This window comes from Bradyrhizobium sp. BEA-2-5 (genome assembly GCF_032918025.1).
Lineage (GTDB): Bacteria > Pseudomonadota > Alphaproteobacteria > Rhizobiales > Xanthobacteraceae > Bradyrhizobium > Bradyrhizobium pachyrhizi.
Genome location: NZ_CP136629.1, coordinates 6,310,662 through 6,330,561 on the forward strand (window position 1 = coordinate 6,310,662; position 19,900 = coordinate 6,330,561).

19 protein-coding genes are annotated in these 19,900 nt (G+C 64.4%); 7 read left to right on the top strand and 12 right to left on the bottom strand.

Features of this window, described 5'->3' with window-relative positions; all coding sequences use genetic code 11:
* Positions 1-36 precede the first annotated feature (36 nt).
* Genes RX327_RS29810 through RX327_RS29840 form a run of 7 tightly spaced genes read right to left on the bottom strand, consistent with a single transcriptional unit; the run spans position 37 to position 7,331 of the window.
* Positions 37-1,209, bottom strand: a complete 1,173-nt coding sequence (locus RX327_RS29810; protein ID WP_317247945.1) for a tagatose 1,6-diphosphate aldolase — start codon at positions 1,207-1,209, stop codon at positions 37-39.
* Positions 1,206-2,165: a sugar kinase gene (locus RX327_RS29815; RefSeq protein WP_317247946.1), complete on the bottom strand. Its 960-nt coding sequence runs from the start codon at positions 2,163-2,165 to the stop codon at positions 1,206-1,208. The genes RX327_RS29810 and RX327_RS29815 overlap by 4 nt, the downstream gene beginning before the upstream one ends.
* On the bottom strand, positions 2,162-3,235 hold the full coding sequence (locus tag RX327_RS29820; protein WP_317247947.1) for a sn-glycerol-3-phosphate ABC transporter ATP-binding protein UgpC: 1,074 nt from the start codon (positions 3,233-3,235) through the stop codon (positions 2,162-2,164). Before RX327_RS29820 ends, RX327_RS29815 begins: the two co-directional genes overlap by 4 nt.
* Before the next feature lie 6 nt (positions 3,236-3,241).
* Positions 3,242-4,246 carry a zinc-binding dehydrogenase gene (locus tag RX327_RS29825; protein WP_317247948.1) on the bottom strand — a complete coding sequence of 335 codons (1,005 nt, stop codon included), beginning with the start codon at positions 4,244-4,246 and terminating at the stop codon, positions 3,242-3,244.
* 7 nt (positions 4,247-4,253) lie between these two features.
* Positions 4,254-5,081 (bottom strand): carbohydrate ABC transporter permease, encoded by an 828-nt coding sequence (locus tag RX327_RS29830; protein WP_317247949.1) that lies wholly within the window; start codon positions 5,079-5,081, stop codon positions 4,254-4,256.
* A 4-nt stretch (positions 5,082-5,085) separates the two neighbouring features.
* Positions 5,086-5,973: a sugar ABC transporter permease gene (locus RX327_RS29835; RefSeq protein WP_317247950.1), complete on the bottom strand. Its 888-nt coding sequence runs from the start codon at positions 5,971-5,973 to the stop codon at positions 5,086-5,088.
* Positions 5,974-6,032: 59 nt separating this feature from the next.
* On the bottom strand, positions 6,033-7,331 hold the full coding sequence (locus tag RX327_RS29840; protein ID WP_317247951.1) for a sugar ABC transporter substrate-binding protein: 1,299 nt from the start codon (positions 7,329-7,331) through the stop codon (positions 6,033-6,035).
* Between the two features lie 182 nt (positions 7,332-7,513).
* Between RX327_RS29840 and RX327_RS29845 the strand changes: the two genes are divergently transcribed.
* From RX327_RS29845 to RX327_RS29860, 4 genes are read left to right on the top strand one after another with little or no spacing between them, the layout of a single operon-like run.
* Complete coding sequence (locus RX327_RS29845) at positions 7,514-8,548, top strand: LacI family DNA-binding transcriptional regulator (RefSeq protein WP_317247952.1); 1,035 nt, start codon at positions 7,514-7,516, stop codon at positions 8,546-8,548.
* Positions 8,549-8,562: 14 nt separating this feature from the next.
* Entirely contained in the window at positions 8,563-9,297 is a 735-nt protein-coding gene (locus RX327_RS29850) for an SDR family NAD(P)-dependent oxidoreductase (RefSeq protein ID WP_317247953.1), read from the top strand.
* Positions 9,294-9,554: an SUMF1/EgtB/PvdO family nonheme iron enzyme gene (locus tag RX327_RS29855; RefSeq protein WP_050383689.1), complete on the top strand. Its 261-nt coding sequence runs from the start codon at positions 9,294-9,296 to the stop codon at positions 9,552-9,554. Before RX327_RS29850 ends, RX327_RS29855 begins: the two co-directional genes overlap by 4 nt.
* A 1-nt stretch (position 9,555) precedes the next feature.
* Positions 9,556-11,346: a chloride channel protein gene (locus RX327_RS29860; protein ID WP_317247954.1), complete on the top strand. Its 1,791-nt coding sequence runs from the start codon at positions 9,556-9,558 to the stop codon at positions 11,344-11,346.
* 10 nt (positions 11,347-11,356) lie between these two features.
* Here RX327_RS29860 and RX327_RS29865 read toward each other — a convergent pair whose 3' ends face one another.
* The 3 genes from RX327_RS29865 to RX327_RS29875 are packed head-to-tail and all read right to left on the bottom strand — an operon-like array spanning position 11,357 to position 14,830.
* Positions 11,357-12,079: a GntR family transcriptional regulator gene (locus RX327_RS29865; RefSeq protein ID WP_028335658.1), complete on the bottom strand. Its 723-nt coding sequence runs from the start codon at positions 12,077-12,079 to the stop codon at positions 11,357-11,359.
* Between the two features lie 28 nt (positions 12,080-12,107).
* Positions 12,108-13,703, bottom strand: a complete 1,596-nt coding sequence (locus tag RX327_RS29870) for a GMC family oxidoreductase (RefSeq protein WP_050383691.1) — start codon at positions 13,701-13,703, stop codon at positions 12,108-12,110.
* Positions 13,703-14,830: a mandelate racemase/muconate lactonizing enzyme family protein gene (locus RX327_RS29875; protein ID WP_050383692.1), complete on the bottom strand. Its 1,128-nt coding sequence runs from the start codon at positions 14,828-14,830 to the stop codon at positions 13,703-13,705. The genes RX327_RS29870 and RX327_RS29875 overlap by 1 nt, the downstream gene beginning before the upstream one ends.
* Before the next feature lie 120 nt (positions 14,831-14,950).
* On the opposite strand from RX327_RS29875, the gene RX327_RS29880 reads away from it, so the two are divergent.
* Genes RX327_RS29880 through RX327_RS29890 form a run of 3 tightly spaced genes read left to right on the top strand, consistent with a single transcriptional unit; the run spans position 14,951 to position 17,529 of the window.
* Positions 14,951-15,706 (top strand): ABC transporter permease, encoded by a 756-nt coding sequence (locus RX327_RS29880; protein ID WP_410712095.1) that lies wholly within the window; start codon positions 14,951-14,953, stop codon positions 15,704-15,706.
* Positions 15,703-16,512 carry an ABC transporter ATP-binding protein gene (locus RX327_RS29885; protein ID WP_050383694.1) on the top strand — a complete coding sequence of 270 codons (810 nt, stop codon included), beginning with the start codon at positions 15,703-15,705 and terminating at the stop codon, positions 16,510-16,512. Before RX327_RS29880 ends, RX327_RS29885 begins: the two co-directional genes overlap by 4 nt.
* A gap of 21 nt (positions 16,513-16,533) precedes the next feature.
* The gene (locus RX327_RS29890; protein WP_050383695.1) at positions 16,534-17,529 is read left to right on the top strand and encodes an ABC transporter substrate-binding protein; all 996 of its coding nucleotides are present in this window, start codon (positions 16,534-16,536) and stop codon (positions 17,527-17,529) included.
* A 124-nt stretch (positions 17,530-17,653) separates the two neighbouring features.
* Here the strand turns inward: RX327_RS29890 and RX327_RS29895 are convergent, their stop codons facing one another.
* Complete coding sequence (locus RX327_RS29895; RefSeq protein ID WP_050383696.1) at positions 17,654-19,162, bottom strand: glycerol-3-phosphate dehydrogenase; 1,509 nt, start codon at positions 19,160-19,162, stop codon at positions 17,654-17,656.
* On the bottom strand, positions 19,159-19,887 hold the full coding sequence (locus RX327_RS29900; RefSeq protein WP_050383697.1) for a class II aldolase/adducin family protein: 729 nt from the start codon (positions 19,885-19,887) through the stop codon (positions 19,159-19,161). Before RX327_RS29900 ends, RX327_RS29895 begins: the two co-directional genes overlap by 4 nt.
* Between the last annotated feature and the right edge of the window lie 13 nt (positions 19,888-19,900).

A 19,900-nucleotide genomic window follows, 5' to 3' on the forward strand; every position in this document is an offset into this window, starting at 1 on the left:
AGCTTGAACCTTCCATTACAGCGAACCGGGTCCAGTTCACGCATCGCTTCGCTCACGTGCACACAGACCGTTTTTGTCCGGCAGAACACCTGGGATAACGGCAGTCGCAGGCTTTCCTCTGCAGGTCCGAGTCCTGGCGGGCCCACCAAGACACGCTGAGGCGTCACCATTACAATAGGCGCGCGCAAAGTCACCTTCTTCCTTGATCTCAGTAAACACCGGAAGGCGCGGCTTCCAGGGCGTGCCCTTGGCCGTGGTCAGCTTGTTGAGCCGCTCCAGCACGCCGAGGCCATCCTTGCGCAGGCTCGCCGAAACCGCCGCGCGGTCCGGGAAATTCTTCAGGACGGCATCGAGCCAGATGGTCCGACCGGCCAGGAAGCCGCTTGCGCCTGCGGCATAGGAATAGTCGAGCACGCGCTCGAATTTCTCCGGCGCGGCGCCGCCCGAGAGCAGCACCCAGGGAATGTTGCGCGCGCGGCAGATATCGCCGATCATATCGAACTCCTTCTGCGCGGCTTTCGCCTCGGCGCTGCCGTCACGGGCCGGCAGGCTGTTGGCCGCAAGCGGGCTCTCCAGCTTGAGGAGATCGACGCCGTATTCGGGCTTCGCGAACTCGCGCACGCTGTCGATGACGAGGCCCGGCAGCTTGCCCGGCGATTCCACGTAATCGGCAGTGTGATTGGCGCTGCCGAGGAACGGATAGACCAGCAATTCGAGCACATAGGGAATGTCGTGGCGGGCGCAGTCCTCGCCGATCTCGCGCACGAACTTCTTCTGGTGCTCGTTCACCGCGGCATCGGCATCCGGCCGGTACCAGGCCAGCACCTTGACGGCGTCGCCGCCCATGGCGCGGATCTTCTCCACGCTCCAATTGGTGATCGCGCGCGACTTGCGGCCGCCCGCGGTCTCCTCGACGCGGTGCTCTTCCAGCGTCATGATCAGGCCGCAGCGCGGCGGCAACAGATCGATCGCGGCGGGCACGGCAAAGTTCGGGTCGAACAGCATCGAGCTGCAATGCGGCGCGAGGTTCTCGACGAGGAGGCGCTTGGCCGCCGTGACGTCGGAATATTCGACCTGATCCCGCGTGATGCCCTTCGCCCTCGCGATGGCATCGAACAATGGCGGTCGCTGATCCAGCGCGACCATGCGAAAGTGGCCGTCCGCATCAGCAAGCCGTGCCAGGCCGCGGTTCTTTCCAATCGTTCTCATGGCTTCGTCCTCATGAATGCAAGACACTCGTTGATGGTGGGGATTCCGTTGCGGCCGCCGGCGTGGCGGCATTTCATGGCGGCCGTGGCCGCCGAAAACGCCATGGCGGCGCGCACGTCGATGCCGGTGCCGATCGCAAGCGTATAGGCGCCGTGGAAGACGTCGCCCGCGCCCGTGGTATCGACGACGTCGACGGCATAGGCGACCTGCCGATGCAGCTGGCCGTTTTCGTACCAGCTCACGCCGCCCTCGCCGCGCGTGACGGCGATGACGCCGCATCCGAAGCGCGCCAGCGTTGCGAGGGATTTATCATCGGCCGATCCGGCAAAGGCTGTGAGCGCGGGCTCGGAGAAGATGGCGTGATCAGTCAGCGGCAGCAGCCGCTCGAACACCTCGGCGTCGGCCATGTCGCCGTCCAGCACGGTCGGAATGCCGCGCGCACGCGCTGCGCGGAACAGCGCGGCCGCGCCCTCGACCCAGCGCGGATCGGCCAGCACGGCGGACGCGTGCGCGACGATTTCGAGCGGAATCCAATCGGCTGCCTCCGGATACAGGCCGCGGAAGTTGACGATCTGGCGCTCGCCGGAGCTGTCGACGATGATTCCGGAGACCGACGAACGGCCATCGGGAAACAGCCGGAAGTTCTCGACGTCGACGCCTTCGGCGGTGAAGGCCGACTTCATCTCATGGCCGGCAGCATCGTTCCCTGCCCGCCCCCAGAACGCGACAGACGCGCCGAGCCGTGCGGCCGCAACCGCGGCATTAGCGGCCATTCCGCCGCCAAGGGTACCGTAGTCGATGGCCTTTATCTTCTCGCTGTTGCCCGCAAAGAGCCGATCGACACGCCAGACCTGATCGAGCGCGGATAGCCCAAGGCAGATCACCTGGACGCCCCTGGTTCCCGACGCTACATCCGCGAGCGCCGAAAGAGCTGCTATGTTCGCCGATGCGCTCACCGCAAGACCTGCCCGTTCGCTGCATCGAACAGATGCGTCTTGCCCGGCTGCGGGCGCAGGCTGATGCGATCGCCGACCTTCGGCCGCAACGCTGGATCGACCCGCGCAATGGCGGGGCCGCCAGCGAGGTCGAAATGGATCAGCGTGTCCGAACCGAGCGGCTCGACCAGCTTGACGTCGATGGCGATGCCATCGGCGGCATCGGTCGCGACGGCGAAATGTTCGGGACGAATGCCGAGCACGGCGTTTCCTGCCCGCTGCAGGCGGCCAGCGGTCTCGCCGTCCAGCGCCACCACCGTTCCACCTTGCGAAAGGACTGCCCGCTCCTGGCGCCACTCGACCGGGAAGAAATTCATCGCGGGCGAGCCGATGAAGCCGGCGACGAATTGGTTGGCGGGCCGTTCGTAGACCGTCTCGGGCGTGTCGTATTGCTGGATCGTCCCGCTCTGGAGCACCACGATCCGGTCCGCCATGGTCATGGCCTCGATCTGGTCGTGGGTGACGAAGACCATGGTGGTCTTCAGCTCCTGCGACAGCGCCTTGATCTCGGCGCGGACCTGCCCGCGCAGCTTGGCGTCGAGGTTGGAGAGCGGCTCGTCGAACAGGAACGCCTTGGGATTGCGCACGATGGCGCGGCCCATGGCGACGCGCTGGCGCTGGCCGCCTGAGAGCTCCTTCGGCTTGCGGTCGAGATAAGGCTCGATGTGCAAGAGCGCGGCGGCGCGCCTCACGCGCGCATCAATTTCCGCCTTGGACACTCCCCGCAGCTCCAGCGCGAACGACATGTTGTCGTAGACGCGCATATGCGGATAGAGCGCGTAGTCCTGGAACACCATCGCGATGTCACGCTGCGCGGCCTGCACGCCGTTGACGCGCTTGTCGCCGATATAGAGGTCGCCTGACGAGATCGGCTCGAGGCCCGCGATGATGCGCAGCAAGGTCGACTTGCCGCAGCCGGACGGGCCGACGAACACGACGAACTCGTGGTCCGCGATCTCCAGATTGAGATCGGGGATCACGGTGAAATTGCCGTAACGTTTGGTGAGGTTGCGGATCGAGATCGAGGCCATGATCGCTCAGTCCAGCGCCAGCACAGGCTTGATCAGCTCGCCTTTGGCGAAGCGGGCGAAATTCTCAGGGAGTGTCGAGAGGCAGAACTCGCCGTCGACGAGGACGCGATACTCGTCCTTGTACTTGCGCAGCAGCTCGACATTCGGCTCGAAATCCGAGACCGGGAAATAGAAGGTCCGGATCATGTAGAAATCCTTGCGGCGGAACACCTTGCCTTCCTCGATGGTCCAGGGCGCCGCGTTTTCGCCGACCAGCACCAAGGCGCCGCGCGGCAGGACCAGCTCGATGCCGAGATTGCGCGCCGCATGCGCGCCCGAGCATTCCATGATGAGAGCAAAGCGCTTGGAGGTATCGCCGACCGGGTGCGCCTTCGCGCCGAAGGATTGCGCGATCCTGAGGCGCGCGGCGTTGGGGTCGGCGACATGGACGTCATCGTAGCCGAGCGCGCGGAGCGCCAGTACGACGCCGAGACCGACGGGCCCCGCCCCCATCACGAGCACCGGTCCGGCCTCGGCCGGCGACACCACGCGGCTGACGAAGCGCACGGCATGGCCCGAGGTGCCGATGGTGTCGAGCAGCAACGGCGCGAGGCTGTCCTCGATGTCGTCGGGGACCGGGAGCAGGCAGTTTTCGGGCACCGGCACGTATTCGGCATAGCCGCCCGGCCTGTTCCAGCCGATCAGGCTGGAAACCTCCAGGCACATCTGGGTGTCGCCGCGCTGACAGGCGGCGCAGCGGTCGCAGTGCAAGGGGATATAGACGGCGCAGCGCCGGCCATGCAGGCGATGACCCGGCTGCTCGACCACGCCGAAGATCTCGTGGCCCGCGGTGAACTCGGCACCCTTGTGCCAGAGCTTGAAGTCCGAGCCACACAGCGCGGTGCGCGAGACGCGCACCAGCACCTCGCCCTTGCCGACGTCGGGCATCGGCACGCGTTCGATGGTGATGCGATCGTTGCCGTGGAAGACCGCGGCCTGCATGATCGAATTCGAACGGGATAATACATTCATCAGAGACCTAGCCTTTCACCGCGCCGAGCGTCAGTCCGGACACGAGCCAGCGCTGAACCAGGGCCGCCAGCACCAGCGGCGGCAATGCGATCAACGTCGCCGCCGCCATGAGCGCACCCCACTGCGTCGAACCCTCGCCGATGAAGTTGAAGGCCGCCGCGATCAGCGTCTTGGTGTCGCCATTGGAAAGCACCAGCGCAAACAGGAAGTAGTTCCACGAGAACACGAAGGCGAGGATCGCCGAGACCGCGACGCCCGACGCCACCAGCGGCAGCGCGATGCGCCAGAGGATGCGCGTGACACTGCATCCGTCCACCTGCGCCGCTTCAAAGACGCTGCGCGGGATGCCGTCGAAGGACGGCAGCAGGACCCAGATCACGATCGGCAGCGTGATCACGGCGTGGCTGAGGATCAACGCGGTATAGGAGCCGATCATACCGACCTGCCGGAACATGACGTACCATGGCAGCAGGAACAGCGTACCCGGCGCCATGCGCGCCGCCAGCGTCAGGATCGCGGGCCAGGAAATCCGCGTCCAGGAGACGGCGAAGGCGGCGGGAATGCCGAACAGCAGTCCGAGCGCGGTCGAGCCCACGGTGACGATGAGGCTATTGAGCGCATAGCTCAGGAACGGCGTGGTCCTCGTCAGCTCGACATAGTTCTCCAATGTCGGCGTGAAGACCAGCGTCGGCGGATAGGCGGTGACCTCGAAGGAGGGCTTGAACGAGGACAGCACCATCCAGACCGTCGGCGCCATGATGAGCACGCCGGCCAGCACGAGTTGCACCAGGTTGAGCCGGCGGATCCAGCGATCGGTGTTGGCGGCATCGGTCATGACATCACCACGCCACTGCGCCGCGCAGGCGGTTGAAGGCGAGCACGGCGCCGAACACGATCGCCGTCAACGTCAGCATCAGGGCGCTGGCATAGCCGATGTTGAAGAACTCGAAGCCGACCCGGAAGCCGTAGATGTTGAGCGTGTTCGAGGCGTTGCCCGGGCCGCCCTGGGTGGTGATGTAGATGATGTCGAAGAAGCGCAAGAGATCGACGCTGCGCAGGATCGCCGCGGTGACGATGGTCGGCAGCAGCAGCGGCAACGTGATGCGGTGGAAGGTCTTGAACGGGGACGCGCCGTCGATCTGCGCGGCCTCGTAGACGCTCGGCGGAAGCGATTGCAGGCCGCCCAGCACGATCAGGGCGACGTAGGGCGTCCACTGCCAGCTGTCGATCAGCGCGACGGTCGGAATCACCCATCTCGGCGACGCCAGCCAATCCGACGGCGGCAGGCCGAAGGATTGCAGGATGTAGTTGGCGGCGCCCAGCGAGGGATCGAGGATCACCAGCCACATCATGCCCGCGACCACCGGCGGCATCATGAAGGGCGAGATGAACAGCGAGCGCACGATGCCCGGCAGACGCTTGGCGTGGAACAGCACCAGCGCCAGCCAGACGCCGAACACGAGCTGCAGCACCAGCGACAGCACGAACAGCGCGATGGTGATCCACAGCCCGTGCCAGAATTCGACATCCGAGATCAGCTTCGAATAATTGGCGAGGCCCGCAAAGGATTGCTTGCCGGTCGAGGAGAACGTCTGGAAGCCGAGCCAGATCGTATAGACGACCGGAAACGCGATCATCGCGACCGTGAAGATCACGGCCGGCGCCGAAAGCGCCGCCATTTCCAGCCTCTGCCGGTCCTGCGTGAGTGTCGCAGCCGTGTCAGACATCCGTCCGTTTCCTTGAGAATGAGGTGCCGGCAGGCAGCGAGCCTGCCGGCATGAAGCCGTTACTTCCGGGCGATCAGCGCATCGAGCGCCTTGTCGGCATCCGCGCAGGCCTGCTCGACCGGCTTCTGCTTCAGGATCAGATCCTGCACCGCCTGGCCGATGAACTCGCGCGATTCCGGGTTGGCAACGATGGGATAGCCGACCTCGGAGGAGCCCTTGGTGGCGAGCACGTCGAGCGCGGCCTGCCATTCCTTGCGGACCGGCTCCTCGTCGATCCACTTGCGATATTCGGGGTCCTTGGCGACCGACGGACGCGGCGGGGCAATGCCCTGCAGCGCCATCTTCTTCTGCACCTCGGGGCTGGTCGCCCACTGCACGAAGTACCAGGCTGCCTCGGGCTGCTTGCTGTGCGAGGACACCGCCATGCCCCAGCCGATCGTGGTCGGCACCTGGCCGGCCTCGCCTGCCGGGAACGGCAGCAGTCCGGTGTCCTTCAGGCGCGCGCCGCCTTCCATCACTGTGCGCAGTTCGTTCGAGGATTCGAACGCCATCGCCGCACGGCCGCTGCGGTAGAGCGCGGAGATCTGCTGAAAGCTGTAATTGACGACGCCCGGCGGGCCGAAATCGCGCAACAGCCGGCTATAGGTATCGAGCGCCTCCTTGCCCTTGGCGGAGCAGAGGTTCGACTTGCCGCTTGCGATGTAGGTGCCGCCGATATTGTGCAGCATGTTGCTGAAGGTGTAGGCGATCGCGGGCTTGAGGCCACGCGAGACGAACGGCGTCACCGCGCCATCGCAGGTCTTGATCTTCTCGGCGGCAGCCTCGACGTCCTTGATGGTCTTCGGCGCCTCGAGGCCGCACTTCTTGAAGATGTCGGTGCGGTAATAGAAGATCGGACCTTCGATGTTCATCGGCATGCTGGTGAGCTTGCCGTTGAAGGTCGCGGCCTTGAGCAAGGCCTGGCTCAATCCATTCGGATCATAGTCCTTGGCAACCTCGTTCCTGGCCATCGCGGTGAGATCGCCGTACCAGCCGGCAGCGGCGAACTGCTCGCCTTCGCGCGAGGGCAGCGTCATGAACACGTCGACCTCGTCGCTGTTCGCGTTCATGACGGTGACCAGGCGCTGGCGCATCTGCTGTTCCTGATAGGCGTCGACCTTCAGGGTCATGCCGGTCAGCTTCTCGAAATCGGCCTTGTAGGTCAGCAGCGCCTGCGCGACTGGATTGTTGTTGGCAAGAAAGGTGACGGTCTTGCCCTTGAATTTCATCCAGTCGAAATCGGCCGCGTGTGCTGGCGCGCTGGCGGCAATCGCGAAAACGGGCAACGCGACATGGGTCGCGAGCATCCTGGCCTTCATCGAACTCTCCTCCCGGCTGGCCGCCTTAAGCTGGCGGACCATTTTGAACGCAACTTGAAAACGGTTACAATCTAAACCTCACATCGGTTGTGTCAAGCAATGGACAAACCGGATATTCTGCGGCAAATTTACGAGGTTACCGCTGCCATGCGGTTTGCCTCATCGAATGTAACGTTACATTGATGCGATTGACCAACGCCAAATCTGCGAAACAGGGTATCCGCGCCGTGGCGGCGCGCGCCGGCGTCTCGACGGCATCGGTGTCGCGCGCGCTCAACAATCCCGATGCGGTGAGCCCGTCCTTGCGCGCGCGCATCGAAAAGGCCATTGACGCGCTCGGCTACATCCCGCATGCGCCGGCGCGGATCCTGTCGTCGCGGCGTTCGCGCACACTCGGCGCGATCGTGCCGACGATCGACAACACGATGTTCGCGCGCGGCATCGCCTCGCTGCAGCAATATCTCTCCTCGGTCGGATACATGCTGTTTCTCACCACGAGCGGCTACGACCTCGACGTCGAATTGCAGCAGGCGCGCAATCTGATCAGCCGCGGCGTCGACGGCCTGGTGCTGCGGGGCGATTGTCATCACGACGGACTGCGCAAGCTGCTCGCGGACAATGCAGTCCCCTTTATCAACGTCGGCATCTATCAACCGGACCGGCCCTACCCCTGCGTCGGCACCGACAACGAAGCCGCCGCCCATCGCGCCGCCGCGCATGTGATCGAGCTCGGCCATCGCCGCATCGGGATCGTCTCGGCGCTCCAGCGCAACAACGACCGCGCCAGCGCCCGCGTCGCCGGCTTTCGCCGGGCGCTCGCCGAGAACGGCATCGAGCTTCCCTCGCAATGGCATGTCGAGGTGCCCTATACGCTGGACGACGCGCGCGAGGCGGCGCGCTATCTCCTCAATCTCAAGGACCGTCCGACGGCGGTGGTGTGCGGCAACGACGTCATCGCCTACGGCGTCCTGCTCGAGGCGGAGCGCGACGGCTTCTCCGTGCCGCGCGACTTGTCCGTGATCGGCTTCGACGACCTCGACTGGAGCCGCCATTTGCGGCCGAGCCTGACCACGATCCACGTTCCGACCGGAGAAACCTGGCAGCGCGCCGGCGAATATCTGGTGCGGAGCCTTGCCGGCGAGCAGACCATCATGCATCGCGAGATCGATTTCTCGCTGGTGGTGCGTGAATCGACGGCTCCCCCACTCAAATCCTGAAGCGAGACCCTCCAATGCGCTCAAACTTTTCTCTTGCGCCCGACTTCCATGCCGTGGTGATCGGCGGCGCCGGCGACATTGGCGCCGCAATCAGCAATCAGTTTTGCGACCTCGGCGCGACGGTGACCGCAACGGCGGCCAACGAGACCGATCTGGCGCGCACTTTGCTGAAATCGCGCGCCGGACTTACACTGGCGACGCTCGACGTCACGAACGACGACGCTGTCGCTTCCCTTGCCCGACAACAAAAGCGCGTCGACGCGCTGGTCAACTGCGCGGGAATCCTCGCTCGCGACAAGGAATACGAGATCGAGACCTTCATGAAAGTGCTCGACGTCAATCTCACGGGCACTTTTCGAACCTGCATGGCGTTCCGCCCGCTTCTCGCCGAGAGCAAAGGCTCGATCGTCAACATCGCCTCGATGAATGCGACGCTGGCGCTGCCGCGCATTCCCGCCTATTGCGCCAGCAAAGGCGGCGTCGTGATGCTGACCAAGGCGCTGGCCTTGAAGTGGGCCGAAGACGGCATCCGCGTCAATGCGGTGGCGCCCGGATATATCGAAACGGCGATCAACGCCGCCGGCCGTACTGATCTCGCGCATTATCAGCGCATCGCCGATCGCACCGCGTTCAAGCGCTGGGGACAGCCGGAGGAGATCGCCGGCGCAGTGGCCTTCCTCTGCATGCCAGCGTCGCGATATGCGACCGGAACCGTCGTTGCCGTGGATGGCGGGTTCCTCGCCGGATGAGCCAGGAAACCAACGGATACGGCCTGCATAATGTCGCCGGAAATGTTTGGGAATGGTACGAGGACCGCCTCGCACCGTCGGGAGTCCCCTTGAATCGCGAGCCTGCACCGAACCGCTCGACGCGCGGTGAATCCTGCCTCGAGTCCCGCGGCAGCCGCCACCGCTTCGCAGCGCGAAACCCGAACGCATCGGTCGGCTCGTCGGGCAAGACCGGCTTCCCCGTCGTGCGCACCGAGCAGCTGCGGGATCCGGCATAGGATGACGCTGGCGACAAATGCCGCGAAGCCGGCACCTGCTCCCGGCACCCGTCTGTTGCCGCAGTTCTTGCGCAATTTCGTGCGCAATCGCGAGACCGGCCTCGTGCTGGTCGGCATTGTCGTCGGGTTGCTGAGCGGCGTCCTCGTTGCCGCGATCTCGGGCCTCAGCCAGGCTTCGCACGCGCTGCTGTTCGACATTCCCCTCGACGCACATCTGAGCGCCACCGGCGTAATTTCCTGGCAGCGCACGCTGCTGATCCCGGCAGTTGGCGGCCTGGTCCTGGCGCTGATCGGGCTGTACTTCGCGCGGCGCGTGAAGGGACAGCAGCTCGCTGACGCGATCGAAGCCAACGCGCTCTATGGTGGCCGGGTGTCCTTCCGCGGCAGCCTGCTGATCTCGATCCAGACGCTGCTGTCCAACGGGTTCGGTGGATCGGTCGGACTGGAAGCGGGATACACGCAGATCTGTTCGATGTTTGGCTCCCATGTCGGCCAGCGCCTCGCCGCCCGCCGTAACGACATGCGGCTGTTGGTGGCCTGCGGCGCGGCGGGGGCGATCAGCGCGGCGTTTTCGGCTCCGCTGGCCGGCGCCTTCTATGCCTTCGAGGTCGTGCTGGGAGCCTACACCTCAGCCGCTCTCGTGCCCGTCATCGCCAGCGCCGTCACGGCCTGGCTGGTGGCGCGGGAGTTGACGCATCAGTCCTTTCTGATGGTGCCGGGCTTCCCATCGCCCGTGTCCGTCGAGATGATCGGACAGACCGTGCTGATCGGCATCATTTGCGCATTCATCAGCATCCTCGTCATGCTCGCGGTCGCATTTTCCGAACGCTGCTTTCAGCGCGTCACGCTTTTCAGCGGCTTCGTGCGTCCGATCATCGGCGGCCTGCTGCTCGGCGGCCTCGCTTTGCTGACGCCGACCGTGCTCGGCGCCGGCCACGGCGCAATGCAGATCCTGCTGGTCAGCAACCCGACCTGGCTCCTGCTCACGACGACCATCGTGCTCAAGATCCTGGCATCGGCCATCTCGCTCGCCTCGGGTTTCCGCGGCGGCCTGTTCTTCGCCTCGCTGCTGCTCGGCGCGCTGATCGGGCAGCTCTACAGCGTCGTGCTGACCGGCCCCTTCCCCACGCTCGCGCTTCAGCCCGGCACCGCCGCCATCGCGGCTCTCGCCGCGCTTGGGACCGGCGTGCTGGGTGCACCGTTCAGCATGGTTTGTCTCGCACTCGAGATCACCGGCGATTTCTCCGTGACCGTCGGGGCGGTGGTCGCATCATCGGTCTGCGCGCTCATCGTCCGCGAGTTGTTCGGCTACAGCTTTGCGACATGGCGCTTCCACCTGCGCGGCGAGGTGATCCGCGGTCCGCAGGACATCGGCTGGGTCCGTCAGATGAGCGCGGCTTCCCTGATGCGCGCCGACTTCGAGAATGCACTGACGACCATGCCGATCGGCGAGGCGCAGAAGCTGTTCTCGCCGGCCCAGGTCCGGCAGGTCGTGCTGCGCGATCCGAACGGCAGCTATGCCGGCATCGTTGCGGCGGCGACGCTGCATTCCGTTACCAATCGGGACGACGATGCGCTCGGATCGCTGGCGCAGCAGCAGGATGAGTACCTGCTTCCGACCACGTCGGTTCGCGAGATCCTGAAAGCCTTTGAACGGAGCGAAGCCGACGTCCTCGCGGTCATTGACCGTGCCGACCATCGCGTCACGATTGGCACCTTAAGCAAATCCCATGTGCTGCGCACCTATGGGGAAGAGCTCGAACGCCGGAACCAGGAGCTGTTTTCGCGGTGAACCTTGCGCGCTATGGCCTTAGATCCATATCGATCCGCACAAAATCGCCGCGATAGGTGACTTCACCGAGATAGATCACGGTGCGATCGCTCGCCGTGAAGACACGGCGGACTTCGGCAACCGGCGAGTTCAGAGGTACGCGCAGCAGCCGCGCCGCCTCGATATCCGCGGTTCCGATGGTCAATGTCTGTCGGGCGCTGGCAATCGCCGGATCCCTGAGATCGTTGAGGATCGGGATCACCGTCTCGTTGCGAAAGCGCTTGGGAGACCTGCGAAAGATCTTCTCATCGAGATAGATGGAAATGACGCAGTAAGGCTGCTTCTGGCGCGAGTGCAGACGGCGCATGAAGACATATTTCTCGGCCGGCTTGCCGTCTTCGGGAAGCAACGGCGCATCGCTCCGGCTTTCCGAGATGTTGATGATTTCCGGCGAGGTGTCGCGGTACATGTCCGCGAGGTCGGACAGGGTGGTCTCGACCTTGAGCCAGCGGTCCTGTCGTACAGTCCCGGTGACGAAGGTGCCGCGGCCCTGCTGCGCCTCGATGACACCGTCGCGGGCGAGCAGTTCGACGGCCTGCCTGATGGTGACGCGCGAGACGCCGAACTCGGCCGCCAGATCCTCGTTGGCCGGCAGGCGAAAACCTTGACTCCAGACACCGCGCGCAATCCGCTGGCGAAAGATATCGGCAATCTGCGCGTATTTGGGGACGTGACTGTCGGAACTCAATTCCATCTCGCCCTCCGGAAATCAAGCGACCCAATCACGGCATGACAAGGGCTGCACCGCGTTCCCCGATCATCAGGCTGGTCGCGTTGGTGTTGGCCGAGGTGATCTGCGGCATCACCGAGGCGTCGATCACGCGCAGCCGCTCAACGCCGCGCACCCGCAGCTGCGGATCGAGCACTGCCCGCTCGTCGCTGCCCATGCGGCAGGTGCCGACGCAGTGAAACACCGTGCCGCCGGTGTTGCGCGCGAAATCCCATAGCCCGGCATCGTTGCGTGCGGCCTCGCCCGGCACCATTTCGACGTCCCAGAGCGGGCGGAACGCCTCTTGCCGATAGATCTCGCGCAAGATCTTCAGGCCGGCAACAATGGTCTTGCGGTCGATCTCCTCGGCGAAATAATTGGGCGCGATCAGCGGCTGCTCGAACGGATCGGCCGAACGGATCGCAAGCTGTCCGCGCGACCGGCCGTGGCATTGCCAGACCGAGGCCGTGAAGCCGGAATAGCTGTGGAGGGGTTCGCCGGGCTTGTCGACAGAGAGCGGCATCACGTTGAACTGCACGTCCGGACGGCCACCGACCGCATATTCGGTACAGGCCGCTCCGCCCACCTGTCCCGCCCCCACCGTCAACGGCCCCCGCCCGGCCAGCATCCACTGCAACCCCATCTTCGCGAGCGCGACGGGATGACGGACCTGGTCATTGAGCGAGATCCGCTCCTTCAGGCGCACGATCAGCCGTGCCTGGTAATGGTCCTGCAGATTGGAGCCGACTTCGGGCGAGTCGGTGACGACGGCAATACCGTGCTTGCGAAGCAGGTCGGCCGGACCGATCCCGGAAAGCTGGAGGATTTGCGGCGATTGCAGCGCGCCGCCGGACAGGATGACCTCGCGATCGGCTGTCGCGCGATGAACCTGCCCCTTGCTGATCCACTCGACGCCAGTCGCGACGCGGCCGTTGAAAGTGACTTTGCTCACCTGCGCGTGCGTGATGATGGTGAGGTTGCGCCGGTCGGCAATCGGTCGAAGAAAGGCGGATGCCGAGCTGGTCCGCCAATGCCGTCCGATGCCAAGCTGATAGGAACCGACGCCAAGCGTCGTCGCGCCGTTGAAGTCGGGATTGCGCGGCAGGCCGAACTGTACGCCCGCCTCCACCCAGGCACTCGACGCCGGATTGTCGTTCCGGAGGTCGGAGACCTCGAACTCACCGAGGCCGCCGTGATACTGGCTCTCGCCGCCGCGATAGCGCTCGTAGCGCCGGAAATAGGGCAGGACGTCGCGATAGCTCCAGCCGTCGGCGCCGAGACGTTCCCAGTCGTCAAAATCCTCGTGCTGGCCGCGGATGAAGATCAGGCCATTGATCGACGACGATCCGCCGAGCACGCGGCCGCGCGGCCAGACAATGGCGCGGCCGCCGCTTCCTTCCGACGGCTCGGTGTTGAACAGGCGCGAGAAGCGCTCGTTGTAGATGGTCCGGTAATACCCGACCGGCAGCTTGAGCCAGAAATTCCGGTCCGATCCGCCGGCTTCGAGCAGCAGCACGCGGCAGGCAGGATCGGCTGACAGTCTGTTTGCGACCAAACAGCCCGCCGACCCCGCACCGACGATGATGTAATCGTAGCCAAGCCCCGACATCACGCGGTCCGGTATTGTTCGATCGAGGCAAGATCGGGCGCGATGCCGAGACCTGCCTCGTCGCCGAGCTCGATCATTCCATCGCTGACGTGAAGCACGGGGCCGCAGAATTGATCCCGCAGCGGGTTCTCATTGCTGTCGACCTCCAGCAGTCCCTCGCCGCCGACGCCCGCCAGAAGATGCGCCGACGTCAACAGGCCGATGCCGGCGCCGAGATAGTGCGGGCAGAACATCTTGCCTGACGTCAGGATGTCGCGGGCGATGCCGGCGCAAGCCGAAAGCCCGCCCCACTTGGCGATGTCAGGCTGGACGACACCGAGAACCGGCTCGCTAAGCATCTCGGCAAAGCCAGCGTGGCTCGCGATGTTCTCACCGGCCGCGAGCGGAAAACGGATCGTCTCGTGCAGCTGCTTCCATTCCTGCCGCGGACGGTCCGCGCGGATGGGCTCCTCGAGCCAGGCAAGGCCGAACGGCTCGAGCTGCGGCGCACGCTCGAGCGCCTGCGCAATGGTCCAACCCTGGTTGACATCGGCCGCAAGCATGCCATCGCCGACGAGGCGGCGCAGCGCGGCGAGATTGGCCCGGTCGCCTGCCGGATCGAAGCCGATCTTCAGCTTCAAGGCGCGGTAGCCGCGGCCGAGCGCTGCTTCCGCCGCTCGCTCCGATCCGACCGGATTGATGCCGCTGGCATAGACCTTGATGCGGCTCCGCGATCCGCCGAGCAGTTTCCACAACGCTACGTTCCGGCGGCGCGCATGGAGATCCCAGACGGCGAGATCGATGCCGGCGATCGATTGCGCGAATGGACCTGCTTCGCCGGATTGCAACGCGAGCACCGACGTCCCCTGCGTCAATCGCTCGAATGCGGCATCAGGTTCGCTTGCCCTGAATCCGACAAGCGCCGGTGCCAAGACCTCGTTGACCAGCCGGACACGATGCTCGGCGCCCGGCGCGGGAAAGTTGCACCAGACCTCGCCCCAGCCCACGTAACCGTCCGTGTCCTCGACCCGAACGAACACGGCAGGCCGGTCCCCCATCCGCCCGAACGAGGTGATGACCGGTATCGTCAGAGGATAGCGAAAGCCAAAGGCCTGGACGCTCCGGATGGTGAAAGGCGGCGATGTCATGCGCGGAAGCCTGCGGCGCCTACGACCAAAGCGGCGCTTGTATGGTCATCCTATTTATAATATGACTTGGGCAAACATCAACTGCAATCTGGGTGGACGCGTCGAATGGACGGAGCTGGCGTGAGACGCTTTGGTCTCGGGTTGATACCGTGGGTCGGTGCGATCCTGCTCTGGTATGCCGTGCGCTGGAGCGGCTTCGTCAACACATCGCTGATCCCCGCCCCGCACCAGGTCGCCGCGAAGTTCGTCGAGCTTCTCACCAAGGAAGGCCTCCTGATCGACATCTTCGCCTCGACCAGGCGCGTCTTCTTCGGCGTCTCGCTTGGAATTCTCGTCGCGGTGCCCGTCGGCTTTCTGCTCGGATGGTATCGCCCGGCCCGCACCTTCGCCGACCCCATGATCAACTTCTTCCGCGCGCTGCCGCCGATCGCGCTGATCCCGCTCGTCATCGTCTATTTCGGCGTGGACGAGCTCGCAAAGCTCGTCATCCTGTTCTACGCCTCGTTCTTCTCCGGCGTGATCGTCATGTATGAGGGGGTCTCTCAGATCACGCCGCTCTATATCCGCGTGGCGCAGACGCTCGGCGCCAATCAAACGGAAATCTTTCGCAAGGTGATCATTCCCCTCACCGTTCCGCACATCCTCACCGCGCTGCGGGTCGCGCTTGGGGTAGCCTGGGCGACGCTGGTGGCATCCGAACTGATCGCCGCCCAGCGTGGGCTTGGCGCCATGATCCAGAATGCATCGACCTATTTCCTGCTCGACGTCATCTATGTCGGCATCATCTGCATCGGCCTGATCGCGCTGATCATGGACATGATCCTGCGCAAGATCACGGCCCGGTTGCTGGTCTGGCAGGATCGGGCCATCGCATGACCACGCGCGCGCAGTTCGACAAGGTTTCGCTTGCCTTCGAGACCCCGAAGGGACGCCTCAACGTCGTCGAGGATGTCAGCTACGATATCAACGATGGCGATTTCATCGCGGTGATCGGCCCGTCAGGCTGCGGCAAGACCACGATGATGAGCATGCTCGCCGGCTTCCAGAAGCCGACGACCGGAAGCGTGTTGTTCGACGGACAGCCCGTCGCTGGTCCCGGTCCCGAGCGCGGCGTCATCTTCCAGGAATATGGCGTCTTCCCGTGGCTGACGGTGAAACAGAACATCGCTTTCGGCCTGACGCTCCGGGCCAATCACGTTGCGGCCGGTGAGCGCGATTTGATCTGCGATCACTATCTCGGCCTAATGGGGCTGTCCGACTTCGCCAACTCCTATCCGAAGCATTTGTCCGGCGGCATGCGTCAGCGGCTCGCGATCGCGCGGGCTTACGCGGTCAAGCCGCAGTTCCTGCTGATGGACGAGCCGTTCGGTGCGCTCGACGCCCAGACCCGTTCCAACATGCAGAACCTGCTGCTCAAGGTGCTCCAGACCGAAGGCAAGACGGTCATGCTGATCACCCACTCCGTGGAGGAGGCGATCTATCTCGCGTCCCGTATCGTGGTGGTAACCGCGCGGCCGGCGCGGATCAGGCAGATCATCGACGTGCCGTTCGCCTATCCGCGCGATGAATCGATCCAGGAACGGCCCGAATTCGGCGAGCTGCGAAGCTATATCAAGCATCTGGTGATGGACGAGTATCGCGCCCAGCAGGCGCAGATGCGTCCGGTCTCATTCTCGGAATAACAACACAGCGGAGGACGACCTATGGATCGGCGACAATTTCTGACCACGACGGCCGGGCTTGCCCTGGGGTCCTTCACCGCCGCAGCCCCTGCGATTGCGCAGGCAAAAACAAAAGTTCGGGTCGGCTATCTGCACACCGTTGCCGTCGACGGCCAGATCTGGACCGGCATGGACCGCGGCTCCTTCGAAAAGCAGGGACTGGATCTCGAGCTGCGGCAGTTCAATACCGGCCTCGAAATCTTCCAGGCGCTGATCGGCGGCAGCCTCGACGTGCTGGCGACGGGCGCCGTGCTCTCGAACTTCCCCGCCCGCGGCCAGGGCAAAGTCTTCCTCATTAACGACATCGAGGTCGCGACCGCACAGCTCTGGGTGCGCGGCGATCAAGGCATCAAGTCATTCGAGGATCTGAAGGGCAAGCGAATCGCAACCGCGACCGGCACTACCGCGCATGTGTTCCTGGACACCGCGTTGCGCGCGAACAAGGTCGATCCCAAACAGGTCGAACTCGTCAACCAGACCATGCCGGCCGCCGTAACCGCGTTCATTTCAGGCGCGGTACCTGCCGTCGCGCTCTGGGTGCCTTTCAACGTGACGGTTCGCGACAAGGTGCCGGGCGCGGTCAAGCTCGCCGACGCCTCAGCCTATTATCCGAAGGCCGCGATCATCGGCGGCTGGGCGGCGGCCAACGATTATTACGAGCCCAACAAGGAAACGCTGGCGAAGCTGATCCGTGGCTGGGCCGATGCCAATGACTACATCATCGCGAACAGCACCGAAGCGATGGAAAAGCTGCAGAAGGGCCATTACAGCCAGACGCCGATGGCCGACATCGACGAATCGTTCAAGGCGCAGAAGATGTTCTCGTCTCGGGACTGGAAGCGGATGTATTCCGACGGCACGGTCACCAACTGGCTGCAGCAATCGACCGACTTCTTCATGGCCAATGCCGGCATCAAGAACTTTACGCCGGCAAGCAAATATTTCGATCCGAGCCTGTATCTGAAAACGATTGCGTGACGCACCTGGACGCGAATCGCGTCCTAAAGCGCGATACGATTAGGATGAATCGTCATCGCGCCTTAGGTTGTTGTTTAAGCATGATCTTTTCGGAAAACCGCTGCACACTTTTCCGGATCATGCTTTAGAGGTAGTTTTCGAACGCAACTCGCTGCGCGGGCGTCAAGTGCAAGCCGTGCTTGGTGCGCCGGTCCAGGAAGTCGGCGGGCTGCCTCGCCCACTCATTCTCGCGGAGATACACCGCTTCGCATTCATAGAACTCGCCGCCGAAATGACGACCCAGGTCGACGGTGCTGCGGACCCGACCCAGCAGTTGGCGCGCGCGCGTCCCATAGAGACGGGCATAGTGATCGACGAGGGTTCGCGGCAGGTCGGGATAGTCGCGTGCCAGCCGATTTGCGAATTCATCGAAGCTGCCGCCGATGTCGCCGCCCGGTAACGGCCGGTGCGCGGTCCAGGCCGACGACAACTTCGGAAACCACGGCGCGAAGCGCTGCAGCGCCTGCTCCGCCAGCCGGCGGTAGGTCGTGATCTTGCCGCCGAAGATCGACAGCAGCGGCGGTGCATTCTGCGCGCCGTGAACCTCGAACACATAGTCGCGCGTCACGGCCGACGGATTGTCGGCGTTGTCGTCGTAGAGCGGCCGGACCCCGGAGAACGCGTGCACGATCTCGCTCGCCTGCGGCGGCGTCTGGAAATAGCGGCGCAAGACCTGCAACAGGTAATCGATCTCGTCCTCGCCGATCGCGACGTCCTCGGCGCGGCCGTGATAGGGAATGTCCGTTGTGCCGATCAAGGCGAGATCATCCTCGTAGGGGTTGACGAAGATCACCCGGCGATCGCTGTTCTGCAGCAGATAGGCCTGCGGCCCGTTCCAGAATTTTGGCACCACGATATGGCTGCCCTTCACCAGCCGCAAGCTCTGGGCCGAATTCAGTCCGGCCACGCCCTGGATGACATCCTGAACCCACGGCCCGGCGGCGTTGACCAGCGCGCGCGCCCGCACCACCTGCGCCGCGCCGTCGTCGCCGTGCATTTCGAGCAGCCAGGTCTCGCCGTCGCGGCGCGCGCGCACCGCCCGCGTGCGCGGCAGGATGCTGGCGCCGTTCTGCGCGGCATCGATCAAATTGAGGATCACCAGCCTGCTGTCATCGACCCAGCAGTCCGAATATTCGAAGCCTCGCCGGAACTCCTGACGCAGCGGCGCGCCCTCCGGAGCGCGCGACAGATCCAGGCTGCGGCTCGCCGGCAGCTGCTTGCGGCCACCGAGATGGTCGTAGAGCAACAGCCCGGTGCGGACCAGCCACGCCGGCCGCTGCTCCGGCGAATGCGGCAGCACGAAGCGCATCGGCCAGATGATGTGCGGCGCCGACGCGAGCAGCACCTCGCGCTCGATCAGCGCCTCGCGCACCAGTCGGAACTCGTAATATTCGAGATAGCGCAGCCCGCCATGGATCAGCTTGCCCGAGCGCGACGAGGTGCCCTCGGCGAAATCATCCTTCTCGCAGAGCAGCACTTTCAGTCCGCGGCCGGCGGCGTCGCGGGCGATGCCGGCACCGTTGATGCCGCCACCGATGACCGCGATATCGACCAGCCCGTGATCTGTACCTGCGACCGGCGCAGTGCCCGTCATCGCTTGCTGCTGCGCCGTTTCTCGGCGCGGCGCGGCGCCGCCTTTGCCGTCGCGCGGGTCTTGTTCGGCTTCGGCGCCTGCAAACCGTAGGTGGAGAACCCCTTCGCAGTGTCGGCAATCTCCTCGTCGGTCAGGATGACGCGCGAATCGAGCGCGAGCGAGAGGTAGTACTGCCGCGCGATGGTCTCGAGCTCGACCGCGAGCCACATTGCCTTGTCGAGATTGGCGCCGAGCGCGATCATGCCGTGATTGGCGAGCAGGCAGCCATTGCGTCCTTCGAGCGCCGCGATCGCATGATCGGACAATTCCTTGGTGCCGTAGCGCGCATAGCCGGCGCAGCGGACCTCGGTGCCGCCGAACGCCGCCATCATGTAATGGCAGGCCGGGATCGGCTTGCGCGCGATCGCGAGCACGGTCGCGTAGGTCGAATGGGTATGGACGATGGCGCCGACGTCGGGCCGGGCGCGCGTGATGTCGAGATGGAAGCGCCATTCGGTGGACGGCTGCAGCGGCCCCTCCCACGCGCCGTAGTCGCCCTCCAGCGGCATCGAGGCGATCATCTCCGGCTTCATCGAATCGTAGGGGGTCGCCGACGGCGTGATCAGCATCCGGTCCTTGTAGCGGGCGGAGATGTTGCCCGATGTCCCCTGGTTGAGACCCGACGCATTCATCCACCGGCACTTGGCGATGATCGCCTCGCGCAATTGTCGTTCCTCACGGGTCATACGAACTGCCTTT

What these genes read in the sequence shown, in the direction of transcription:
- RX327_RS29810 (WP_317247945.1), bottom strand. Translation starts at nt 1,209, where the DNA reads ATGAGAACGATTGGAAAGAACCGCGGCCTGGCACGGCTTGCTGATGCG.
- RX327_RS29820 (WP_317247947.1), bottom strand. Translation starts at nt 3,235, where the DNA reads ATGGCCTCGATCTCGATCCGCAACCTCACCAAACGTTACGGCAATTTC.
- RX327_RS29825 (WP_317247948.1), bottom strand. Translation starts at nt 4,246, where the DNA reads ATGAATGTATTATCCCGTTCGAATTCGATCATGCAGGCCGCGGTCTTC.
- RX327_RS29830 (WP_317247949.1), bottom strand. Translation starts at nt 5,081, where the DNA reads ATGACCGATGCCGCCAACACCGATCGCTGGATCCGCCGGCTCAACCTG.
- RX327_RS29835 (WP_317247950.1), bottom strand. Translation starts at nt 5,973, where the DNA reads ATGTCTGACACGGCTGCGACACTCACGCAGGACCGGCAGAGGCTGGAA.
- RX327_RS29840 (WP_317247951.1), bottom strand. Translation starts at nt 7,331, where the DNA reads ATGAAGGCCAGGATGCTCGCGACCCATGTCGCGTTGCCCGTTTTCGCG.
- RX327_RS29845 (WP_317247952.1), top strand. Translation starts at nt 7,514, where the DNA reads ATGCGATTGACCAACGCCAAATCTGCGAAACAGGGTATCCGCGCCGTG.
- RX327_RS29850 (WP_317247953.1), top strand. Translation starts at nt 8,563, where the DNA reads ATGCGCTCAAACTTTTCTCTTGCGCCCGACTTCCATGCCGTGGTGATC.
- RX327_RS29855 (WP_050383689.1), top strand. Translation starts at nt 9,294, where the DNA reads ATGAGCCAGGAAACCAACGGATACGGCCTGCATAATGTCGCCGGAAAT.
- RX327_RS29860 (WP_317247954.1), top strand. Translation starts at nt 9,556, where the DNA reads ATGACGCTGGCGACAAATGCCGCGAAGCCGGCACCTGCTCCCGGCACC.
- RX327_RS29865 (WP_028335658.1), bottom strand. Translation starts at nt 12,079, where the DNA reads ATGGAATTGAGTTCCGACAGTCACGTCCCCAAATACGCGCAGATTGCC.
- RX327_RS29870 (WP_050383691.1), bottom strand. Translation starts at nt 13,703, where the DNA reads ATGTCGGGGCTTGGCTACGATTACATCATCGTCGGTGCGGGGTCGGCG.
- RX327_RS29875 (WP_050383692.1), bottom strand. Translation starts at nt 14,830, where the DNA reads ATGACATCGCCGCCTTTCACCATCCGGAGCGTCCAGGCCTTTGGCTTT.
- RX327_RS29885 (WP_050383694.1), top strand. Translation starts at nt 15,703, where the DNA reads ATGACCACGCGCGCGCAGTTCGACAAGGTTTCGCTTGCCTTCGAGACC.
- RX327_RS29890 (WP_050383695.1), top strand. Translation starts at nt 16,534, where the DNA reads ATGGATCGGCGACAATTTCTGACCACGACGGCCGGGCTTGCCCTGGGG.
- RX327_RS29895 (WP_050383696.1), bottom strand. Translation starts at nt 19,162, where the DNA reads ATGACGGGCACTGCGCCGGTCGCAGGTACAGATCACGGGCTGGTCGAT.
- RX327_RS29900 (WP_050383697.1), bottom strand. Translation starts at nt 19,887, where the DNA reads ATGACCCGTGAGGAACGACAATTGCGCGAGGCGATCATCGCCAAGTGC.